The sequence below is a fragment of the Pseudonocardia sp. TRM90224 genome, from assembly GCF_021245725.1.
Lineage (GTDB): Bacteria > Actinomycetota > Actinomycetes > Mycobacteriales > Pseudonocardiaceae > Pseudonocardia.
This window is the reverse complement of the sequence record NZ_JAJGSX010000001.1, coordinates 631,387-652,414: the sequence shown is the minus strand read 5'-3', so window position 1 is coordinate 652,414 and position 21,028 is coordinate 631,387. Positions and strand designations below refer to the sequence as shown.

General features: G+C 71.5%; 20 protein-coding genes, 1 tRNA gene and 1 pseudogene. 12 read left to right on the top strand and 10 right to left on the bottom strand.

What is annotated here, in order from left to right; all coding sequences use genetic code 11:
* Positions 1 to 69: 69 nt before the first annotated feature.
* From LL648_RS02880 to pstB, 6 genes are all read left to right on the top strand, one after another.
* The gene (locus tag LL648_RS02880; RefSeq protein WP_232660775.1) at positions 70 to 870 is read left to right on the top strand and encodes a winged helix-turn-helix transcriptional regulator; all 801 of its coding nucleotides are present in this window, start codon (positions 70 to 72) and stop codon (positions 868 to 870) included.
* A gap of 26 nt (positions 871 to 896) precedes the next feature.
* Positions 897 to 1,790: a mycothiol synthase gene (gene mshD / locus LL648_RS02875; RefSeq protein ID WP_232660774.1), complete on the top strand. Its 894-nt coding sequence runs from the start codon at positions 897 to 899 to the stop codon at positions 1,788 to 1,790.
* A gap of 284 nt (positions 1,791 to 2,074) precedes the next feature.
* Entirely contained in the window at positions 2,075 to 3,127 is a 1,053-nt protein-coding gene (gene pstS / locus LL648_RS02870; RefSeq protein ID WP_255684433.1) for a phosphate ABC transporter substrate-binding protein PstS, read from the top strand.
* A 118-nt stretch (positions 3,128 to 3,245) separates the two neighbouring features.
* Positions 3,246 to 4,199, top strand: coding sequence for a phosphate ABC transporter permease subunit PstC (pstC, locus tag LL648_RS02865; protein ID WP_232660772.1), 954 nt, complete (start codon positions 3,246 to 3,248; stop codon positions 4,197 to 4,199).
* A complete protein-coding gene (gene pstA / locus LL648_RS02860; protein ID WP_232660771.1) occupies positions 4,199 to 5,290 on the top strand; it encodes a phosphate ABC transporter permease PstA in 1,092 nt (363 codons plus the stop codon). The genes pstC and pstA overlap by 1 nt, the downstream gene beginning before the upstream one ends.
* A gap of 9 nt (positions 5,291 to 5,299) precedes the next feature.
* Positions 5,300 to 6,079 (top strand): phosphate ABC transporter ATP-binding protein PstB, encoded by a 780-nt coding sequence (gene pstB / locus LL648_RS02855; protein WP_232660770.1) that lies wholly within the window; start codon positions 5,300 to 5,302, stop codon positions 6,077 to 6,079.
* 82 nt (positions 6,080 to 6,161) lie between these two features.
* Here pstB and phoU (LL648_RS02850) read toward each other — a convergent pair whose 3' ends face one another.
* From phoU (LL648_RS02850) to LL648_RS02830, 5 genes are all read right to left on the bottom strand, one after another.
* Positions 6,162 to 6,812, bottom strand: a complete 651-nt coding sequence (phoU, locus tag LL648_RS02850; RefSeq protein ID WP_232660769.1) for a phosphate signaling complex protein PhoU — start codon at positions 6,810 to 6,812, stop codon at positions 6,162 to 6,164.
* Positions 6,813 to 6,832: 20 nt separating this feature from the next.
* Positions 6,833 to 7,489: a phosphate signaling complex protein PhoU gene (gene phoU, locus LL648_RS02845; protein ID WP_232660768.1), complete on the bottom strand. Its 657-nt coding sequence runs from the start codon at positions 7,487 to 7,489 to the stop codon at positions 6,833 to 6,835.
* A 96-nt stretch (positions 7,490 to 7,585) separates the two neighbouring features.
* Positions 7,586 to 11,050, bottom strand: coding sequence for an LCP family protein (locus tag LL648_RS44960; RefSeq protein ID WP_232660767.1), 3,465 nt, complete (start codon positions 11,048 to 11,050; stop codon positions 7,586 to 7,588).
* 224 nt (positions 11,051 to 11,274) lie between these two features.
* On the bottom strand, positions 11,275 to 11,517 hold the full coding sequence (locus tag LL648_RS02835) for a hypothetical protein (RefSeq protein ID WP_232660766.1): 243 nt from the start codon (positions 11,515 to 11,517) through the stop codon (positions 11,275 to 11,277).
* Between the two features lie 171 nt (positions 11,518 to 11,688).
* Positions 11,689 to 12,477 (bottom strand): GGDEF domain-containing protein, encoded by a 789-nt coding sequence (locus tag LL648_RS02830; RefSeq protein WP_232660953.1) that lies wholly within the window; start codon positions 12,475 to 12,477, stop codon positions 11,689 to 11,691.
* A gap of 203 nt (positions 12,478 to 12,680) precedes the next feature.
* On the opposite strand from LL648_RS02830, the pseudogene LL648_RS02825 reads away from it, so the two are divergent.
* A pseudogene (locus tag LL648_RS02825) lies at positions 12,681 to 13,253 on the top strand (hypothetical protein); the annotation flags it as partial.
* A gap of 10 nt (positions 13,254 to 13,263) precedes the next feature.
* Here the strand turns inward: LL648_RS02825 and dusB are convergent.
* Both dusB and LL648_RS02815 read right to left on the bottom strand, forming a co-directional pair.
* On the bottom strand, positions 13,264 to 14,325 hold the full coding sequence (gene dusB / locus LL648_RS02820) for a tRNA dihydrouridine synthase DusB (RefSeq protein ID WP_232660952.1): 1,062 nt from the start codon (positions 14,323 to 14,325) through the stop codon (positions 13,264 to 13,266).
* A gap of 157 nt (positions 14,326 to 14,482) precedes the next feature.
* The gene (locus LL648_RS02815; RefSeq protein WP_232660764.1) at positions 14,483 to 15,079 is read right to left on the bottom strand and encodes a superoxide dismutase; all 597 of its coding nucleotides are present in this window, start codon (positions 15,077 to 15,079) and stop codon (positions 14,483 to 14,485) included.
* Between the two features lie 166 nt (positions 15,080 to 15,245).
* Between LL648_RS02815 and LL648_RS02810 the strand changes: the two genes are divergently transcribed.
* Positions 15,246 to 15,318, top strand: a tRNA-Lys gene (locus LL648_RS02810).
* 93 nt (positions 15,319 to 15,411) lie between these two features.
* Here the strand turns inward: LL648_RS02810 and LL648_RS02805 are convergent.
* Positions 15,412 to 15,924, bottom strand: coding sequence for a DUF6879 family protein (locus LL648_RS02805; RefSeq protein ID WP_374111964.1), 513 nt, complete (start codon positions 15,922 to 15,924; stop codon positions 15,412 to 15,414).
* Positions 15,925 to 15,974: 50 nt separating this feature from the next.
* Between LL648_RS02805 and LL648_RS02800 the strand changes: the two genes are divergently transcribed.
* Both LL648_RS02800 and LL648_RS02795 read left to right on the top strand, forming a co-directional pair.
* Positions 15,975 to 16,490 (top strand): GNAT family N-acetyltransferase, encoded by a 516-nt coding sequence (locus tag LL648_RS02800; RefSeq protein WP_232660762.1) that lies wholly within the window; start codon positions 15,975 to 15,977, stop codon positions 16,488 to 16,490.
* Between the two features lie 51 nt (positions 16,491 to 16,541).
* The gene (locus tag LL648_RS02795; protein WP_232660761.1) at positions 16,542 to 17,528 is read left to right on the top strand and encodes an LLM class flavin-dependent oxidoreductase; all 987 of its coding nucleotides are present in this window, start codon (positions 16,542 to 16,544) and stop codon (positions 17,526 to 17,528) included.
* A 5-nt stretch (positions 17,529 to 17,533) separates the two neighbouring features.
* Here the strand turns inward: LL648_RS02795 and LL648_RS02790 are convergent, their stop codons facing one another.
* Positions 17,534 to 18,202 carry a hypothetical protein gene (locus tag LL648_RS02790; RefSeq protein ID WP_232660760.1) on the bottom strand — a complete coding sequence of 223 codons (669 nt, stop codon included), beginning with the start codon at positions 18,200 to 18,202 and terminating at the stop codon, positions 17,534 to 17,536.
* 118 nt (positions 18,203 to 18,320) lie between these two features.
* Here LL648_RS02790 and LL648_RS02785 point away from each other — a divergent pair, with 118 nt between their 5' ends.
* Positions 18,321 to 18,662 carry a YciI family protein gene (locus LL648_RS02785; protein ID WP_232660759.1) on the top strand — a complete coding sequence of 114 codons (342 nt, stop codon included), beginning with the start codon at positions 18,321 to 18,323 and terminating at the stop codon, positions 18,660 to 18,662.
* Positions 18,659 to 19,885: an RNA polymerase sigma factor gene (locus LL648_RS02780; RefSeq protein WP_232660758.1), complete on the top strand. Its 1,227-nt coding sequence runs from the start codon at positions 18,659 to 18,661 to the stop codon at positions 19,883 to 19,885. The genes LL648_RS02785 and LL648_RS02780 overlap by 4 nt, the downstream gene beginning before the upstream one ends.
* Here the strand turns inward: LL648_RS02780 and LL648_RS02775 are convergent.
* Positions 19,836 to 21,026 carry an RNA polymerase sigma factor gene (locus LL648_RS02775; RefSeq protein ID WP_232660757.1) on the bottom strand — a complete coding sequence of 397 codons (1,191 nt, stop codon included), beginning with the start codon at positions 21,024 to 21,026 and terminating at the stop codon, positions 19,836 to 19,838. The genes LL648_RS02780 and LL648_RS02775 overlap by 50 nt on opposite strands.
* Positions 21,027 to 21,028: the final 2 nt, after the last annotated feature.

The window sequence follows — 21,028 nt, the reverse complement described above, 5'->3', positions numbered from 1 at the left end:
CGGGTTGCGTGGCGTGGCAACGGTGCTGAGCGATTCCCACCGTCATCGGAGCTGGAAAGGAGGCACCACGTGGAACTCCTCCTGCTGACCGCTGACGCGGACCCGGGTTCGGTGCTGCCGGCGCTGGCCCTGCTCCCGCACGGTGTCCGGACCGCGGCCCCGGAGGTCGCGGCGCTGCTCGACGCCGGGCCGCACGACGCCGTGCTCGTGGACGCCCGCACCGACCTCGTCGCCGCCCGGAGCCTCTGCCGCCTGCTGGGCAGCACCGGGATGGACGCGCCGGTCGTCGCGGTGCTCACCGAGGGCGGGCTGGTCGCCGTGTCGAGCGAGTGGGTCGTCGACGAGATCCTGCTGCCGACGACGGGGCCGGCGGAGGTCGACGCGCGCCTGCGGCTGCTGAAGTCGCGCCCCGGTGCCGACGCCGGTCGCGACAACGGCGCGCTCGTGCTGGGCGAGCTCGTCATCGACGAGGCGACGTACGCCGCGCGGCTGCGCGGGCGGTTGCTCGAACTCACGTACAAGGAGTTCGAGCTCCTGAAGTACCTCGCGCAGCACGCCGGCCGGGTCTTCACCCGCGCCCAGCTGCTGCAGGAGGTGTGGGGATACGACTTCTTCGGCGGCACCCGCACCGTCGACGTGCACGTGCGGCGGCTGCGCGCGAAGCTCGGCACCGAGCACGAGCAGATGATCGGGACGGTCCGCAACGTCGGCTACAAGTTCGTGCGCCCCAGCCGGGGTTCGATCGGCCACAGCGCCGCGGTGCACGACGAGGGCGCCGCCGATGCCGACGACGACCCCGATCGGGTCACCATGCGGGCCCCCGACCGGGTCACCGGTCGGAGCGCCGATCGCATGGCCGGGATGGCCTGACCGGTCGCGGAGGTACTGTCGGCGCCGTGAGCGACCTCGCGTGGCACACCGCGCTCGATGACAAGCAGTCAGCGGCCGTGCGCGCGCTCGTTTCGGCTGCCGAGGAGGACGCCGGCGTCAGCCCCGTCGACGAGGGTGTCCTGCGCCGGCTCGGTCGCGACGACGTCACCCACCTGTTGGCCACCGACGCCGGCGAGCTCGTGGCGTTCGCCCAGCTCGACGTCTCCGTCGACGCCATCGCCGTCGAGCTGGCCGTGCACCCCGCCCATCGCCGCAAGGGCATCGGTACCGCACTCGTGCAGGCGATCGTCGAGCGTGCGGAGGGACGTGAGCTGCGCGCGTGGGCGCACGGCGCGCACCTCGGAGCGGTCGCGCTGGCGCGCCGCTTCGGCTTCGTCGAGGCCCGAGCGCTCTGGCGGATGCGCCGCAGCCTCGTCGAGCCGCCCATCATCCAGCCCGACGTCCCCGCCGGCGTCCGGATCAGGCCGTTCGTCGTCGGCGTCGACGAGGCGGAGTTCCTCCGGGTGAACAACGCGGCCTTCGACTGGCACCCCGAGCAGGGCGGGTGGGACATCGACCAGGTCGAGGAGCGCGAAGCGGAGCCGTGGTTCGACCCCAAGGGCTTCCTGCTGGCGGTCGACGAGCACGGCACGGTGCTCGGCTACCACTGGACCAAGGTCCACGAGGCCGTCGGCGACGCCCCACCGATGGGTGAGGTCTACGTGCTCGGGGTGGACCCGTCGGCGCGCGGCATGCGACTCGGTTCGGTGCTCACCGCCGCCGGTCTGCTGCATCTGCGAGACCACGGACTTCGTGACGTGATGCTCTATGTCGAGTCCGACAACAATGCGGCCATTCGGGTGTATGAAGGCCTCGGATTCGACCATTGGGACACCGACGTTTCCTATCTGCGGCGCTGACTGTTTACTCCGCCGCAATCATGCGTCAGATGGCCCCGATCACATTGCCGCTGGTCACGGCTTGGTCACGGGCGCCGGGCGCCGACGTGTGATGGCTCACCCCCAGGGACGTGTTCATTTCCCGTTTACCTGATCGGGGGGGTGCGTGCACCGGACTTACCTACCGTTCCGGGCGTGCGGCCGCCCCGAGCCGCGTACGCCATGACGGAGGATTACAGGTGAAGACCGTCCGGCACGGTTCCCGTGCTCGAATTGCCGCGGTGGGCATCGCCGCCAGCAGCGCCATGCTGATCGCGGGGTGTGGCGCGTCGAACGAGTCCGCGCCTCCGGCCGGCGGCGGCGCGACCGGGGGCGCCGCCGTCTCCGGCACCATCGCCGGTGCAGGCTCCAGCGCTCAGCAGGCCGCCCAGGAAGCGTGGATCGCGGGCTTCACGGCGTCGAACCCCGAGGCGAACATCTCCTACGACCCCAGCGGCTCCGGAGCGGGCCGCACCCAGTTCCTCGGCGGCGGTGTCGCGTTCGCCGGCAGCGACGCGTACCTGAAGGCCGACGAGCTGGAGAAGGCGAAGACCCGCTGCGCGGGTGACGTGGTCGAGATCCCGGCGTACGTCTCGCCGATCGCGATCATCTACAACGTTCCCGGCGTGACCGACCTGCAGCTGGCGCCGGCGACGATCGCGCAGATCTTCGACCGCAAGATCGCCAAGTGGAACGACCCGGCGATCGCGGCCGACAACCCCGGCAAGACGCTGCCGGACCTTGCCATCACCCCGGTCAACCGGTCCGACAAGTCCGGCACCACCCAGAACTTCGCCGACTACCTCAAGGCCGCCTCCGGCGGTGCCTGGTCGTACGACGTGAAGGACGAGTGGCCGGTCGCGGGCGGTGAGGCCGCCCAGGGCACCTCCGGTGTCGTCGGAGCTGTCACCAACGGCCAGGGCACGATCGGCTATGCCGACGAGAGCCAGGCCAAGAGCCTCGGGCACGTGAAGGTCAAGGTCGGCTCGGAGTACGTCGGCCCGACCCCCGAGGCGGCCGCGCAGGTCCTCGAGGCCTCGACGAAGGTCGACGGCCAGGGCCAGTACGCGTTCGCGTACAAGCTGGCCCGCGACACCACCGCGTCGGGCACCTATCCGGTCGTGCTCGTGTCCTACCTGCTGGCCTGCTCGAAGTACCCGGACGCCGCGACGGCCGACGTGGTGAAGTCGTACCTGACGTACGTGGTCAGCGCCGACGGGCAGAAGGTCGCCGCCGAGAAGGCCGGTGCCGCTCCGCTCAGCGACAAGCTCCGCACGGACCTCACGCCCGCGATCAACGCCATCGCGGCTGGTACGTGAGCAACACAGCATCACCTAGCCAGCGGGGCCGGGAGGTTGTCATCATGGCAACCACCCGGCCCTGCCGGCGCGTTCATCGCAGGTCTCCCCTTCTTCTCCCGCTCTCAGATGGGACATCGTGACCGCACCCACTGAAACCGCGACCACACCTGCCCCGGCGAAGCCGGTGACGCAGCTCGGCGACCGGATCTTCGCGGGTTCGGCGAAGGGCGCCGGGATCCTGATCCTCGTCGTGCTCGCCGGTGTCGCGGCCTTCCTCGTCGCCCAGGCCTTCCCCGCAGTCGTCGCCTCCCCGGCCGAGCTGCCGGGTGAACGCAGCCTCGCCGCCTACATCGGCCCGCTCGTCTTCGGCACGGTGCTCGCCGCCGTGATCGCGCTGATCATCGCGACGCCGCTGGCCATCGCGGTGGCACTGTTCATCACGCACTACGCCCCCCGCCGGATCGCGCAGGGCCTCGCCTACGTCGTCGACCTGCTCGCCGCGGTGCCCAGCATCGTGTTCGGCCTCTGGGGCGCCTTCACGCTCGCACCCGCCGCCCTCGGGCTGATGACGTGGCTCCACACCTACCTCGGCTGGCTGCCGTTCTTCGCCGGGCCGGTCTCGGTGACCGGGCGCACGATGCTCGTCGTCGGCGTCACGCTGGCCGTGATGATCCTGCCGATCATCACGGCCGTCTCGCGCGAGGTGTTCCTGCAGACGCCGAAGCTGCACGAGGAGGCCGCGCTGGCGCTCGGCGCCACGCGCTGGGAGATGATCCGCATGGCGGTGCTCCCGTTCGGCCGCTCCGGGATCATCAGCGGCGCGATGCTCGGCCTCGGCCGGGCGCTCGGCGAGACGATGGCCGTCGCGATCATCCTCTCCGCCTCCGGCGCGGTGACGTTCAACCTGATCAGCTCGGACAACCCGTCCACGATCGCCGGCAACATCGCGCTGCAGTTCCCCGACTCCACCGGGCTCGCGGTGAACACGCTGATCGCGTCGGGTCTGGTGCTCTTCGTGATCACCCTGCTGGTCAACGCGCTCGCCCGCTTCATCGTCAACCGCCGCCGCGAGTTCTCAGGGGCCAACTGATGACCATCGACACCGAAACGGTGCAGCGCGAGCGGCTCAAGAGCAGGAGCGGCGCGGAGTCGACCTCGCTCGTGCGGGCCGAGCTCCCGAGATGGGCGCCGTGGGCGGTGTTCGCCGGCTCGCTCGTGCTCGTCGGCGGACTGCTCGCGATCACCGGCTTCAGCATCGGCCTGTTCGTCGTCGGCTCCGTGGTCCTCTACGCCGTCGTGACCTACGCCCTCTCGCGGGTCGTCGAGGGCGGGCGCAAGGCCACCGACCGGCTCGTGACGATCGTCGTGACGTCGGCCTTCGCGGTCGCGCTGATCCCGCTGATCTCCGTGCTGGTCACCGTCATCGGGAACGGCATCGCGCGGTTCGACGCGGAGTTCTTCTCCTCGTCGATGCGCGGTGTCGTCGGTGAGGGCGGCGGCGCCTACCACGCGATCATGGGCACCCTGATCATCACCGGGCTCGCCGCGGTGATGTCGATCCCGATCGGCCTGCTCACTGCCGTCTACCTGGTGGAGTACGGCGGCCGGACGCGGCTGTCGAAGGCCATCACGTTCTTCGTCGACGTCATGACCGGCATCCCGTCGATCGTCGCGGGCCTCTTCGCGTTCGCGTTGTTCGCGCTGTTCTTCGGGCCCGGTGTCCGGATGGGCTTCGCGGGCGCGGTCGCGCTCAGCGTGCTGATGATCCCGGTCGTCGTGCGTGCGACCGAGGAGATGCTGAAGATCGTCCCCAACGAGCTGCGCGAGGCCGCGTACGCGCTGGGCACGCCGAAGTGGCGGACCATCGTCAAGATCGTCATTCCGACCTCCATCGCCGGCATCGCGTCCGGCGTGACGCTGGCGGTCGCGCGCGTGATCGGTGAGACCGCCCCGCTGCTGATCATCGCCGGCCTGACGACCAGCGTGAACCTCAACCCGTTCGACGGGCGCATGGCGACGCTGCCGGTCTTCTCCTACACCTCGTACGCGGCGCCGGGTGTGCCGCGCGACCCGTACATCGACAGGGCATGGGCCGCAGCGCTCGTGCTGATCATCATCGTGTTGCTGCTGAACCTGGTCGCACGGCTGATCGCCCGCCTGTTCGCACCCAAGACCCGATAAGGAACCACCGTGGCCAAAGCGATCGAAGCCAGGAACCTCAACATCTACTACGGCTCGTTCCTCGCGGTCGAGGGCGTGACGATGTCGATCCGGCCCAAGACCGTCACCGCGCTCATCGGCCCGTCCGGCTGCGGGAAGTCGACCTACCTCCGCTCGATCAACCGCATGCACGAGGTCATCCCCGGCGCGCGCGTCGAGGGCTCGCTCGAGCTCGACGGCAAGGACCTCTACGCGCCCGGCGTCGACCCCGTCGGCGTCCGCCGCCAGATCGGGATGGTCTTCCAGCGGCCCAACCCGTTCCCGACGATGTCCATCTACGACAACGTCGTGGCCGGTCAGCGGCTCAACAACAAGAAGATGCGCAAGGACGCGACCGACGAGCTCGTCGAGCGTTCGCTGCGTGGCGCGAACCTCTGGAACGAGGTGAAGGACCGGCTCGACAAGCCCGGCTCCGGCCTCTCCGGTGGGCAGCAGCAGCGGCTGTGCATCGCGCGCGCCATCGCCGTGCAGCCAGACGTCCTGCTGATGGACGAGCCGTGCTCGGCGCTCGACCCGATCTCGACCCTCGCCATCGAGGACCTGATCAACGAGCTCAAGGCCGAGTACACGATCGTCATCGTCACCCACAACATGCAGCAGGCCGCGCGGGTGAGCGACTTCACCGGCTTCTTCAACATCGAGGGCACCGGCAAGCCGGGGCACCTGATCGAGATGGACGAGACCAAGACGATCTTCTCCCAGCCGAAGGAGAAGGCGACCGAGGACTACGTCTCCGGCCGCTTCGGCTGAGCACCCCGAACTTCCCCACCGTTTTGCCAACCTGCACGGCCCTGCGGCCCTGCAAGTAGGCAAAACGGTGGGGAAGTTTCGTTCAGATGGGGATCGCGTCGGGCTCCTTGCCCGTCACCGCGTAGACGGTCTCCCGCGCGACCACCACCGCGTGGTCGGCGAAGCGCTCGTAGTAGCGCGCCAGCAGCGTGATGTCGACGGCCGCCGGCACGCCGTGCGGCCAGTCCGGGTCCATCAGCACGCTCATCATGTGCTCGTGCAGCCGGTCCATCGCGTCGTCGTCGGTGTCGAGCTCGACCGCGAGCACGACGTTGCGCGTGCGCACCACCTCGGCGGCCTTCAGCGCGAGCTGGACGGCCACCTTGCCCATCTCGGTGAAGTCGTCGCGCACCTCGACGGGGAGCCTGCGCTTTCGCTCGACCACCTGCGCGACGTGCAGCGCCAGGTCGCCCATCCGCTCGATGTCGCCCGCGGCGCGGATGGCCGAGACGACCTGCCGGAGGTCCCCCGCAACGGGGGAGTGGAAGAGGAGCGCGTCGCTCGCGATCTCCTCGATCCGTACGCGCAGGGCGTCGACGTCCGCGTCGCCGACGACGACCAGATGGGCGAGCCGCTCGCGATCATCGATCAACGCGACGGTCGCGTTGTTCAACGCCTCCGCCACCCGGGCGCACATCTGTCCCAGCAGCTCGGAGAGCTCTCCGAGCTGCTGCGGAAGGGGTACGGGAGGCATGCGGCGAGAGTAGGAGAGGGCTAAACAGTCAGCGGGCCGGGCATCTGCCCGGTGATGACGTAGACGATGCGGCGCGCGACGGCGACGGCGTGGTCGGCATAGCGTTCGTAGAACCGGGCCAGCAACGTGATGTCGACGGCCGGTCCGACGCCGTGCGTCCACGCAGGGTCCATCAGGACGCTGAACATGTGCCGGTGCAGGTCGTCCATGGCGTCGTCGTCCGACTCGAGCTGGGCGGCCATCGCCAGGTCCCTCGACCGGATGACCTCGCCCGCCTTCTTCGCGAGCGCAACACCGACGCTGCCCATCTCCGCGAAGTACGGCACGACCTCGGTGGGCAGCACGGGCTGCGGATGGCGGCGCCGGGCGGCTTGCGCGACGTGCAGCGCGAGGTCGCCCATCCGCTCGATGTCACCTGCGCCGTGGATCGCCGAGACGACGATGCGCAGGTCGGTCGCGACCGGCGCCTGCAGCGCGAGCAGCGCGAACGCCTTCTCCTCTGCCGAGGCACGCAGCTCGTCGATCCTGATGTCCTCGGAGATCACCTCTTCGGCGAGGTGGAGATCGGTCTCGAGCAATGAGCGCGTTGCCTTCTCCATGGCCGCGGCGACTTGCACGCACATCCCCGCCAGGCCCTCGGCGAGATCGTCGAGCTGCTCCTGGTACACGTCACGCATGGGGCGAGCGTAGTCGGACATACGGGATCGGGCCGCCCACGAGGGTGAACCGCGGGTGAACGATCACGAACTTGCTGTGCAGGCTATGCAGGAAGCTCAGTTGCAAGCTGCGCCGCCGGCCGCGGGCGCGGCCGGGCCCTCCGTCGCGGGGCTCGGCCCGACCGGTGGCTTCACGGCGTCGTCGAACGAGCGGCCGAGCACGAGGTCGAGCACACCGTTGGTGCCGGGGTCGGGCACCGTCTCGGCGGAGGGGACGGTCGCAGCCAGCAGCTCGGCAGCGGCCTGCTTGTCGGGCGAGAACTTGATGACGGTCTTCTGCGTCGGCTTGTCGGCGTTCTTGACCTCGCTGACGCCGAACCCGAGGCCCTTGAGCGTCTCGCCGACGGTCCCGGCCAGCCCGGAGCGGTCGGACGCGTTGAAGACCCGGATGCTGAGGTCCTTCGGTGCCAACCCGGACCCGGACGAGCCCGCCCCGACTGCGCCCTCGGGGAGCGGGGTGTCGCCGCGCATCGCGGTGAAGATCGCCGCGGCCTCGGTCTGCCGCAGCTCGACGTGGCCGCGCTGGTTCGGCTGGGTGGTGGTCGGGACCGGCAGGTAGGCGACACCGTCGGCGTCGAGCCTGCTCAGCGTCCGCGAGAGCGCCAGCATCTGGTCGATGTCGGAGCCGTCGGCCATCAGCGCGCCACCGAGCGCGGTGCGCAGCGCGCTCACCCGCCGGACGCTCAGGAGGCCGGTCGTGGAGACGGTGCTGTCGAGGACCCCGGCGAGCACCTTCTGCTGCCGCTCGATGATCCCGCGCCCCGAGGTGGGGTCGCCCTCGACGTCGACGGCACGCATGAGGTCGCCGGCCCGCTTGCTGTCGATGTTCTGATCACCCGCGTTGGGCAGGATCGGCCCCAGCGCGGTGTCGCGGATGGGGCGCGTCACGCAGACCTCGACGCCGCCGACGGCGTCGACCGCGGCCTTCATCTTCTCCAGGTCCATGCCCACGAACGAGGTGATCGCCAGCCCGGTGAGTGCCTGCACGACCTGCGCCGAGCACTTGGGCCCGCCCTTTTGGTAGGCGCTGGCGAGGTTCGTGTTGGCCTCGATCTGCACGGGCTGGCCGCCGTAGGTGCCGGTCTGCGGGTTGAACGGCTCGCAAGGCGGCCGGTTGATCTCGAGGTTCCACGGCAGCGAGATCACCCTGACCTCACCGCCGCCGGCCGGGAAGTGCGCCACCGCGACCGAGCTGGCCGCGAGATCGGAGGCCGAGGGCTGCGCGTTGCCCGACGTCGACATGATCAGCACGTTCTCGTCGCCTGCCTGCGCGGGCGCGTCGACGATCGATGCCGCCTTCTTGTCGAGCGCCGCGACGTCGAGCACGGCGGAATCGAGGAGCGTCTTGCTCGTGAACCCGAGCGCCGTGGTGCCGAAGACGAGTGCGGCCACCCCGAGCCCGAGGATGCGGCCGGGGGTGAAGCGGGACCGTTTCGTCGGCTTCTTCTCGGTGTCGTCCGGATCGTCGTCGCGGGCGATCGCCATGCCGGCGTGCGCCGCGGTCAGGCGGGTGAGCGTCTCGTCGATGCGCGCGGCCCGCGGGTCGATCGGGTCGCCACGACGCTGCCGCTCCGGCAGTCCGCTCGGCGCGAACTCGTCGAGTCCGCGCTCGTCACGCGGTGGCCTGCGCGGTGGACCGGTGGGCAGGGCGCGGGTGACACCGGCGCCGAACTCGGGATCGTCGGCGAAGTCGTCGGGGACCGGCGCCGGTGCCTTGCGCGGTGGGCGGAGCGGCGGTCGCCCGCCCTGGGGGATCGCCTGCGTGCTGTCGGCCTCGACGTCGCCACGGGCGGCCCGCGGACCGGCGCCGGCGCCGAACGCCGCCGCGCGAACGCCGTCCGGAACGGGCTTCCGGTCTGGCTTTTGGTCTGGCTTCTGGGCGTCGCGGGGCGCCTTCCTGGTCCGCGAGCCGGATCGTTCGCCTGCCGGGATCCGGCGCGCGCCGCTGTCGTCGGCGGACGGCTCGGTTCGGCGGACGCGTGGGGAGGAGCGCTCCCCGGGCGGCACGACGTGCGCGCCGCTCTCCGCATCACGCTCGCCACGGCGGCTTCGGGGTCGCTCGCCGGCCGGGATGGCCCGGGTGGTGCCGGCGTCGTCGGACATCTCCTCGGCGCGGCGACGCGGTGGTGGGACGGCGTGCGCCCCGCTTTCGGCCTCGCGCCGGCGGCTGCGCGGGGGCACGGCGTGTGATCCGCTCTCGGGGTCCGAGCGGCGGCTGCGCGGGCGCCCGTTCGTGGGGATGGCGCGGGTGGAGCCGTCGTCGTCCTGCTCGCCGCGGCGGACCCGTGGGCCCTCGCCCGTCGGGACGGGATGTGCCCCGCTCTCGGCGTCGCGGCGCCGAGAGCGCGGGGGCACCGGGAGCGAGCCGCTGTCCGCATCTCCGCGGCGCGTGCGCAGCCGGTCCCCGGTCGGGATGGCCCTGGTGGCGCCCTCCGGCTCGGGCTCGCTGCGGCGGGCGCGAGCCGCGGACCGCTCGCCGGGCGGGATCGCGTGCGTTCCGCTGTCGCGGTCGCGGCGCTCCCGTGCGCGGCCGTCGGCGGGTGCCGGCCGGGTGCCGCCTTCGGCGTCGGTGCGGCGGGCGCGTGTTTCGCGAGCTGCCGAGCGTTCGCCGGGGGGAATCGCATGGGTGCCCGATTCGCGATCCCCGCGGCGCAAGCGCGGACGCTCCCCGGTGGTGGGTGGTGGTTCGGCGGCGCGCCTGCGGGCGGACCCGTTCGTCGGCAGCGCCTGCGTCATGGGGTCGGGTGCGCTCTCCGGGCCCCTGACCCGCCGCACAGGTGGCGGCGTGTCGCGCACGGGGAGGAAGGCTTCCTCGGGGTAACTTCCAGGCCCGGCGATGTCGGCAGCGCGGCGGCGGCGCGAGCGGGCATCCCCGCTCGACGGTTCGTACGGCCGGCGGGCAGGCGGCGATCCGTTGGCGCCGCGTGGTGGCAGCGGATCACGTGCCGGCGGATCGGGATCGTCCGTCCGCCACGGAGGCAGCTCGGCGGCCCGGTGACCCCGTCGCTCCTCCGGGGGCGCGGCCGCACGGGACACGGTGGTGCGGGACTCGCCGGCGTCCCAGTCGTCCGGCTCGGCGGCGCGCCGTGATCTCCGGCTCGGCGGGCTCGGCGGATCGGGGATCCGGCGGGCTCCGGACTGCTGTTCCTCGGCCTCCCGGCGCGCTCTGCGTGAAGCGCGGCTCTCGTCGGGATCGGAGTAGCTGCCGTTGACGTACGACCCGTTCGTCCCGTTGTCGGCGGCACGTCTGCCGTTCGAGGGGTACGGCGCCTCGGGTTCGGGTGCTCGTCTTCGCCCGCTCGGCGGACGGTGGCCCTGCTCCTGCAGCTCCGCGGCACGGCGACGCGCCGCCCTGCCACCCGCGGCGGCCGGGGCAGGCTCGTCGTCCGCCTCGTCGTCCGCCTCGCCGTCGAGCAGGCCGTGGCGCGCGAGGATGTCGTCGAGCGAATCGCCGCTGTGGTCGTCCGACCTGCGGTTCTCGCGACCCGCCGGGCGCCGAGCACGGTCACGACCGTCCTCCACGCCACCTCCCGGGGTCCCAAAAGCGAGAGGGGCGGACACGGGTCTACGACCTGTGCCCGCCCCTCCACTGACAGCCCGAGCTTACGGTCGTGTGGAGGCAGGTTGTCCAGGGGGTGCTGAGAACGCCTGAGAGCAGCCGAAAACTGTCGGTGCTCGAATCTATGTTCGATCCATGACCCAGATCGCTCCGCCCCTGCCGGCTCCGGCGTCGGGAGGTCTCGCCTTCAGCGGCGCTGCCCGGTTGCCCTGTCGACGGCCGCGGCTACCCGCATGGCGTGGCGGGTCACGTCGTCGGGCAGATCGGAGAGCCTGCGGGCACACGCCTCGAGCAGGTCCGCTTGCGCATAGCTGACGTCGGCCCGCCTGTCGTCCGTCCGCTGGTCGTACGCGGCGACCTCGCGGAGCACCTCGGCCGTTGCCGTGAGCGCGGTCGAATCTGGATCGGTCGGCTGGCGCAGCGCGGTCACGGCAGGCTCCTCAGCGAGTTCGGGCTCCGGGGGGTCGAGGGCGTCACGGTCACGCAGGCCCCGTCCCGTGGGCCCGCGCGACCGGACGGCTGCACGCTACACGCACCCACCACGTCACTCGAACGCTCGTTCGAGTGAAACTGGCCACGTGAGGGGAGATGCGCCCAACGGTCAACCGGTCTTCATCGGCTGGGCGATGGCGCGCCGGCGGCCGGCGGGGCCGGCCAGGCGGACGTGCCCGGCGCGCTCGTCCCGGAACGCCACAGCGTTGCGGCCGGAGTTCTTGGCTGCGTAGAGCAGGCTGTCGGCCTCCCCGACCAGCCGCTCCACGTCGGTGCGCGGGGCGGTGCTGTGCGCGACGCCGATGCTGACCGTCACGCGCAAGTGCTCGTCCAGCTCCGGCCAAGGGTGATGGTCGATCCGCGTGCGGGCGGCCTCGCACGTCCGCACGGCGGCCGTGAGATCGCAGCCGGGCATGACGAGCGCGAACTCCTCGCCGCCGTAGCGGGCGCAGAACGCACCGTCGGGGAGTCCGCTGCCGAGCTCGCCGACGATCCGCTGCAGCACCCGGTCACCGAACCGGTGGCCGTAGGTGTCGTTCACCTGCTTGAAGTGGTCCACGTCGACGAGCGCGACGCAGACACCAACCGTGCCGCGGCACGCGGGATCGTCGAGGAGCGCGACGAGCCGTTCGTCGAGGTAACGCCGGTTGTACGTGGAGGTGAGGCTGTCGCGGCGGCTCTGCTCGCGAGCTTCGGCGTGCTCGCGGCGCAGCCGGTCGAGCTCGTCGGCCGCACCCGGCCGGCCGTGCAGGATGCGGACGGCGGCGCGGAGGTGGTGGTACGCGTCCTCCCAGCGGCCGTCCGCGGCGAGGTCCTCGGCCGCCGACGTGTGCTCGGCGACCGCGCTCGCGGTCGCGGGGTTCGCGGTGCCGTCGTCCGCGACCGCCGCACGCACCATCACCACGTTCCCACCTCCTGTGTTATAGGTGGGGTCGACGGGAAAGGAGTGACGCTTGAGAAGATCCACCCGACAGTGCGCGGGAAACTCGGTGGCCCCGCCGCAGCTGCGTGCGGGAGGGTCGCGTCATGAAGATTGTCGAGGGAAAGCGCCTCGTCGCCGGCGAGCGACATTGATGTTGATCTGCTGATTCCCGTGTTGTTGTCGACATGGGTGCCGGCGACGGCAAGGCCGCGCTGCGTCGTGCGCGAGCCGATCCGGCCGCAACGGTCATCGGTGTCGAGCCGGCATGGCAGCAGCTGGTCGCTGTGGCCGGTCGAGCGCGGCAGCGGCCGGAGCGCGGTGGTGCGCCGAACCTGTGGTTCGTCGCTGCCACGGCGGAGGAGCCGCCTGCTGAGCTGCTCGGGGTGGTCGACGAGATCCACGCGACCATGCCGTGGGGATCGCTGCTGGCCGGCCTCGTCCGGCCGGAGCGGCGGACCCTCGACGGCCTCGCCGCGCTGGCAAAGCCCGGCGCCGCGCTGCGGGTGCTGATCGCGACCGACGCGTGGCGCGAGCCCGTGCCGCACGCCCTGCGCGGGCTGGAACGGCCGAGCCCGGAGCTTGTCACGAACGCACTGGCCTGCGCGTATGCATCCGCGGGGTGGCGGATCACCGACGCCCGGTGGCTCGACACCGTGGAGACGCGCGCCGTCGAGTCGTCGTGGGCGCGACGGCTCACGCGCGGTCATGCGGCGCCGGCGGTGCTGCGCATCGATGCGACGCGCGACGGCTGAGGCAGATCCGTCAGCCGCCGGAGTGCTCCAGCTCTGCCCCGAACGGAACGGCCGGGTCGTCCGGGTCGTCGAGCCAGTGCTCCGGCAGCACGACCCGGCCGGGGCTGCCCTGCCTGCCACGCGGCCCGTCGGCGTCGGCGGGGAAGGGCTCGGCATGGTCGAGGGTCGCGAGCAGCTCGTCGAGCTCGTCGATGCTGCTGACCAGCCCGAGCCTGCGCCGCAGGTCGGAGCCGACCGGGAAGCCCTTCAGGTACCAGGCGATGTGCTTGCGCATGTCGCGGATGCCCTTGTCGACGCCCATGTGTTCCTGCAGGAGCACGGCGTGGCGGCGCATGGTCGCCGCTACCTGCCCGAGCGTGGGCGGCGTCGGGAGCGGGCGGCCCGCGAACGCGGCTTCGAGGTCGCCGAAGAGCCACGGGCGGCCGAGGCACCCGCGCCCGACGACGACGCCGTCGCACCCGGTCGCGTCGACCATCGCGAGAGCGTCGGCGGCGCTGAAGATGTCGCCGTTGCCGAGGACGGGCAGCTCGGCCGGGAGCTCGTCGCGCAGGCGGGCGATGGCCGACCAGTCGGCCGTGCCGGAGTAGCGCTGCGCGGCCGTCCTGGCGTGCAGCGCAACAGCGGCGACGCCGGCGTCGGCCGCGCGCCTGCCCGCGTCGAGGTAGGTGTGGCGCTCGTCGTCGATGCCGATGCGCATCTTGACGGTGACGGGGATACGGCCGGCGTTGTCGACGGCCGCCCGCACGATCCGCTCGAACAGCTGCCGCTTGTACGGCAGCGCGGCGCCGCCGCCGCGACGGGTGACCTTGGGGACGGGGCAGCCGAAGTTCAGGTCGACGTGGTCGGCCAGGTCGCGCTCGGCGACCATGCGCACCGCGGCGCCGACGGTGGCGGGGTCGACCCCGTACAGCTGCATCGAGCGCGGGTTCTCGTCCGGATCCATCGCGATCATGCGGAACGTCAGCGGGTTGCGTTCGACCAGCCCGCGGGAAGTGATCATCTCGCAGACGTAGAACCCGGCACCCTGCTCACGGCAGAGTCGGCGGAACCCGGCGTTGGTGATCCCGGCCATGGGGGCGAGCACCACCGGCGTATCGGACACGTACGGCCCGATGCGGAGGGGTGCGCGGACGGCGGCAGGAGCACTCACGGTGCTCCATTGTCCCTGAACCAGGAGGGTCCTGAACAACTGGGACCTGCTGCGCGGCGCCCGTTGTTCAGGACCCTCCTTAGAACGCAACCGTGATGCAGGCCGCGCGACCACCCGCTGTTCCGGCCTTGCCGGGCTCCGTCGACGTCTGCATCGAGTGCACGATGACGGACTTGGCGCGGCGGTCGACCGGGAAGACCCACGCGACCTTCGTCTCGGAGCTGCCGGCGCCGGTCGGGTCGGTGGACAGGTCGAGCCAGATCTCGTTCTGCGGGTTCGCGTAGGCGGGATCGACGCTGGGCTTGACGGGATCGACCTGGAACTGGAAGTGCGGCCCCGCGTCATCACCCTTCGCCCCGCACGGCTGGGTGTGGGCGTGCGCGCCGTAGCGGTAGTTGGGCCGGACCCCGCGCAGCGCCAGCGTCACGGTCATGTTCGTGCCGTCGTTCGTCGCACTCACCGCCCCGTGCGCCCCGGCCGGGACGAGCGCCGTGTCGTACGTGATCGCATCACCGAGGCCGGTGCCGAACGTCGCGCTCGTCTGGACGCTGCGCGCGTCGGCCGCCGCCTGCGCGGACACGGAGACCGGGGGCGGCGGCGTGCTCGCCTGCGCACACCCGGAAAGGGCGAGGAGGCCGAAGGCTCCGGCGAGGACGGCACGGCTGCGACGGCGCATGCGTCAAGGATGCTCGCTGACACAAGGTCACAAGGACCGCCCCGGCCGTTGGTCCGGCCGGGTGGCATGGGTACCCGGGAGAACTACCGTCCGCGTCGGCCGATGGCCCGCGTGGCCGATATGCGTGGTGGTCGTAGGCTTGGCGTGCAACCGTAGACGCGCGCACGGGCCTCTAGCTCAATCGGCAGAGCAGCGGACTTTTAATCCGCGGGTTCGGGGTTCGATCCCCCGGGGGCCCACTCAACTCGCAGGTCAGGCGCATCCGGAGCCGGTCGAACCGGCGGCCTGGCTCGTGCAGCTCAGCGCCGAGGCGTCGACACAGTCGGGATGCCTCAGCCACGGCGACCTGCCAGGAACTCGTTCAAGCTGACAGTCGCGGCGTCTACGCGATCTCGGAGGGCGAGCAGTTCGGCGACGGCGTCATGGGCGGTGGCCTTCTCGGCGCCCAGCCACCGCCGCTCGGCGTCGTATTCCATGACCACGGCAACCGCGTCGGCCTGCCCGGCGTCGAACAGCCGGAAGTCGGGGCCGACCTCCTCGACGTCACGTCTCAGCGCGATCCGAATCCGCTCACTGACCGTCTGTCCCTCGATGTACGTGCCGAGTTCCCATCGTTCGTAGTCTGTGAGCGGATCGGAAACGACGCGGGTCCGAGCCCACCGCTTCCCGTCCATGACGCTGCTCCGCGCCACCCGCGCGAGCCACGGCAGCGTGCGGACCGATCGTTGCGGGGAGCGGATCGCCGGCGCGGAACGCCCGGAGCGCCTCGGCTTCGGCCCCCTATCGCGCCGACGCCGTCGGTGGGCAGAGCTTCCAACCCGTACACGGTCGAGATGCGCGACCACGCTGCCTGGGCAGCGCTGATGCGGATTCCCCGATCACTATCGTCTTCGGGGTGGCGGACCTGGTCGAGCCGACGACGCGTCTGTATGCGGCTTGGCGAGCGGCGCGCGAGGACTGGGGTCCCGGAACCCATGAGGATGGGTTCGGGCTGCTCATCACGGACGACGTAGATACGCGGGACGGGTTCGAAGCCTGGATCCGGCGCCTTGAGCGAGAGTCGGGCGTCACGTACCGATGGATCGTCGAAGGCGATGACGTCCTGGGGGCCGCCGCGCTGCGGCATCGGCTGGACGGCCGCGCGATCGAGGTGGGTCAGGTTGGCTACGGAGTTCGCCCCTCGGTCAGGGGACGCGGCTTGGCGACCTGGGCGTTGGGGCAGGTGCTGGTCGTGGCGACGACTCTCGGGCTCGATCTGGTCTTGATCGTCTGCGCAGCCGAGAACGCGGCATCAGGGCGCGTCATCGAGCGCAACGGTGGAGTGCTGGAGGGCGTTCGGGAAACCGATCTCGGGCCCGCACGGCGGTACTGGGTCGAGCTGAACGACCCGCGGCGTCCTGGCTGCGCGTGAGGGCCGTCACGTGATGTGGACACTGTGTCCGCATAGTCCGACCATCGACTCATGGACGAGCGGCGGTTGGGTGTGGTCTTCGGCAGCGTGACGCCGCCGGAGGGGATCGGGCGGATGGCGCGGCGGGCGGAGGAGCTCGGGTTCGGCGAGCTGTGGTTCTCGGAGGACTGCTTCTTCTCCGGTGGGATGTCGGGGATTGCGCAAATGCTGGCCGCGACCACGCGCATCCCGGTGGGGACCGGGGCGGTGTCGGTGCTCTCCCGCCATCCCGCGGTCACCGCGATGGAGTTCGCCGGGCTCGCGCGCAGCTTCCCGGGACGGGTGGTGCCGGGGGTGGCGCTGGGTGTCGTCGGCTGGTTGGAGCAGATGGGGGTGCGCTCCGGTCGGCCGTTGACGGTGCTGCGCGAGTCGGTCGGGCAGATCCGGGCGCTGCTGCAGGGCGACGAGGTCACGTCGGACGGGGTGGCGCACTCCCTGAAGAGCGTGCGGCTGGACTTCCCGCCGCCGGCGCCGCTGCCTATTCACATCGGTGCCGTGAACGAGCGGGCGCTGCGCCTGTCCGGCGAGATCGCGGACGGCACGATCCTGTCGGTGCTGTCCGGCCCGCGGTACGTGCGGTGGGCCCGCGAACGCATCGCCGAGGGTGCGGCCCGCGCGGGCGGGGATCCGGCACGCCACCGGGTGACCGCGTTCGCCCTCTACGCGGTCGATCCCGACGGCGCCCAGGCGCGGGCCGCGGTCCGCGAGACGGTCGCAATGTTCCTGGCCGCAGAGGCGGCCAGCGCGTTGGTGCGCGTGCCCGGCCTCGCCGAGCCGCTCAGCGACCTGCTAGCCGACAGCGCGGCGCTGGCCGAGCGGATTCCGGACGCGTGGCTCGACGAGGTGGCGGTGGCGGGCGACCCCGACCACTGCCGCGCCCGGCTCCGGGCGCTTTACGACGCCGGCGCCGACTCGGTCGGGCTGTGGCTCTTCCCGACCGACCGCGCGGAGCAGGTGGCCGAGCTGACCGCCCGCGAGGTCCTGCCCCACGTGGTGTGACGCCGCTACGGGAAGTCGGCCCGGCGCGTGATCCCGAGGTGGTCGAAGGCGACGACCGGTGCGTCGGGATCACTGTTGTCGACCGAGAGATCGGCCTGCAGCAGGGGCCCGACGTGCCGCCGGTAGAGGGTCTGGCCGGGCAGGTACTTCGCCCGGTAGCGCCGCTCGACGTTCTCGGCGTCGCCGAACAGTGCGATGTCGCGCGACAGCGCCCGCTGGAGGATCACCTCTTCCGGGACGTACAGGTAGACCACGACATCCCAGAGGTGGCGGAGCTCGGGCCGCTGGAGGAAGACCCCGTCGAACAGGAGTGCCGCTGGGGCCGGGACCGCTCGACGCACGATTTGCGGCCGGTCGGTCGCGAGGTCCAACGTCGAGATCGTGATCGTCGGCGAGCCCGACCGGAAGTCCTCGATCGCGTCGTGGACGCGCTCCAGCTCGAACGTGTCGTGGTAGTACCCCTCCGGCGAGAGCTCGCCGCGCAGCCGACGTTCGGCCGCGGGGCGGTGGAACCCGTCGATGGACGCCCGGACGGCCGCGGGCGTGGCTTTCGCGACCTCGTCGGCCAGCGTCGTCTTGCCGGCTGCGTCCGGGCCGTCGAACGCGATCGTCATCCGCGGCCGGGACCGGAGTTCACCGACGACGTGCGCTGCGATGGCGGCGGCGAGCTCCACGAGGGTGAAGCTACCGGGGGTGCGTTCGCAGGTTCTGTAAGTTTCTCGGGCCGGGGTGTCCTCATCGGCGGCCGCCGTTCGTCCCTTCCGTGACCCAGCTCCACGAGGAGGTTTCGAAATGAAGTACCTGCTTCTGATCCAGCACGGTGACGCACCCGAATTCGAGTCGCTCTCCCAGGAAGAGCAGAAGAAGATCTACGCCGGCTACGCCGCGATCAACAACACGCCGGGCGTGACACCCGGTGAGCGGCTCGAAGGCGCCGAGAACGCCACCACCGTGCGGGTGCAGGACGGCAAGACGCTGACGACCGACGGTCCGTTCGTCGCGCTCAAGGAGGCCTTGGGCGGCTGGCTGACCTACGAGGCCGACGACCTGGACGCGGCGATCGAGCTCGCTGCGCGCATTCCGGCGACCTGGCTGGGCGGCTCGGTGGAGATCCGCCCGTTCATGCAGGGGTGACCATTCTCGACCAGGTGTTCCGCGACGAGTGGGGTCGCGTGCTCGCCAACCTGATCAGCTTCCTCGGCGACTTCGACCTCGCCGAGGAGGCTGCTCAGGAGGCGTTCGCAATCGCGGCGAAGCGTTGGCCCCGCGACGGCGTGCCGACGAGTCCGCGCGCCTGGCTGGTCACGACCGCCCGCAACCGGGCGATCGACCGGATCCGTCGCGACCGCATGCTCACCACGAAGATCGGTCTGCTCGACGAGGTGACGACCGCACGGGACGCGGCGGAGGAGGCCATGGACGACACCGCCATCCCCGACGAGCGGCTGGAGCTCGTCTTCACCTGCTGCCACCCGGCGCTCGCGCTCGACGCGCAGGTCGCGTTGACGTTGCGGACGCTGGGCGGGCTGCGCACCGAGGAGATCGCGCGCGCCTTCCTCGTCCCGGAACCGACGATGGCCAAACGGCTGGTCAGGGCGAAACGGAAGATCAAGACCGCCGGGATCCCGTTCCGGGTGCCCGAGCCGTACCTGCTGCCCGATCGGCTCGACGCCGTGCTCGCGGTCGTCTACCTGATCTTCAACGAGGGGTACGCGGGGCGGGGCGAGCTCGCGGCGGAGGCCCTGCGGCTCGGGCGTGCGCTGGCCGAGCTGATGCCCGACGAGGCCGAGACGCACGGCCTGCTCGCGTTGATGCTGCTCAACGACAGCCGCCGGGACGCCCGGTTCCGCGACGGTGAGCTGGTCCTCCTGGACGAGCAGGACCGGTCGTTGTGGGACTTGGACGAGCTGGCCGACGGGCGCGCGGTGCTGGATCGTGCGCTGCGGCTCGGCGGCCACCGCCCCTACACCCTGCAGGCCGCGATCGCCGCCTTGCACCTCGCCGAGCCGCCCGACTGGGCGCGGATCGCCGAGCTCTACGGCGAGCTCGCCGTGCTCACGTCGTCGCAGGTCGTCGAGCTGAACCGGGCCGTCGCGCTTGCCGAGGCCGGCGACGTCGAGGCCGGGCTGGCGCTGGCCGACGGGCTCGACCTCGACCAGTACCAGTACCTGCACGCGACGCGCGCGGAGCTGCTGCTGCGGCTGGACCGTCCAGACGAAGCCGTCGCGGCCTACGACCGGGCGCTGGAGCTCGTGCACTCCGACGCCGAGCGCCGGTTCCTGGAACGGCGGCGGGTCGACGCGGCGGTCAGAGCTCCGCAAGACGGCGCTGCAGGAACCGGCGCTCGGCGTCGGTAGTGGTCAGGTCCAACGCACGCCGGTAGGCGGCGCGCGCCGCCTGGCCGTCACCGAGTCGGCGCTGCAGCTCCGCGCGGGTGGAGTGCAGGTAGCGGTAGTCGTCGTCGAGGTCGAGCGCGTCGACGATCGCGAGCGCGGCGGCCGGACCGTCGATCTCGGCGACGGCAACGGCCCGGTTGAGCGCGGCCACCGCGGAGCCGGTCTCGTCGACGAGCGTCTCGTAGAGCCGGGCGACGGACGGCCAGTCGATCGGGTCCTCCGTCTGCAGTTCGGCGATCGCCGCCTGTAGCGGGTAGGCGCCGCGCGCTCCCCGGGCAACGGCGCTGTCCAGCAGCTTGCGTCCCTCCTCGATCTGGGCGGTGTCCCAGAGGGAACGGTCCTGGTCGGCCATCGGCACGAGCTCGCCGTCGCGGACGCGGGCGGCCCGACGGGAGTCGTGCAGCAACATCAGCGCCAGCAGCGCGGTGACCCGCGGCTGGTCCGGCAGCAAGGCGTCGAGCACCCTCGCGAGCCGGACGGCCTCGGCTGCGAGATCGGCCCGGCCGTCGCCGTAGCCCTGGTTGAAGATCAGGTAGACGACGGCGAGGAGGGTGTCGAGCCGGGCCGGCAGCAGGTGTGCGGCGGGCACGCCGAACGGGATGCCGGCGTCCCGGATCTTCGTGCGGGCGCGAGTGAGGCGGCGTTTCATCGTCTCCTCGGAGACGAGGAACGCGCGGGCGATCTCGGCGGTGTCGAGGCCGCCGACGGCGCGCAGCGTGAGCGCGACCCTGGCCTCTGCGGCGAGCGCCGGGTGGCAGCAGAGGAACATCAGCTCGAGGCGTTCGTCGGGGATCGTCGATGCGTCCACAGCTGCCTCCGCTCCCTGATCCGTTGCTTCTTGCTGCTCGAGGAGGCGCAGCTTCTGCGTGAGCCGCTGGTCGCGGCGGAGCCGATCGATGGCCCGGTTGCGGGCGGTGGTGAGCAGCCACGCCCGCGGAACGTCCGGGGTGCCGTCTACCGGCCACCGCACGGCCGCGGTCGCGAACGCCTCCTGCGCGGCGTCCTCCGCGACGTGCAGGTCGCCGCAGAAGCCGACGAGCGCGGCGACGACCCGCGCCCACTCGGCGCGGAAGACTTCGGCCAGGTCACTCGGTTCGGGCACGG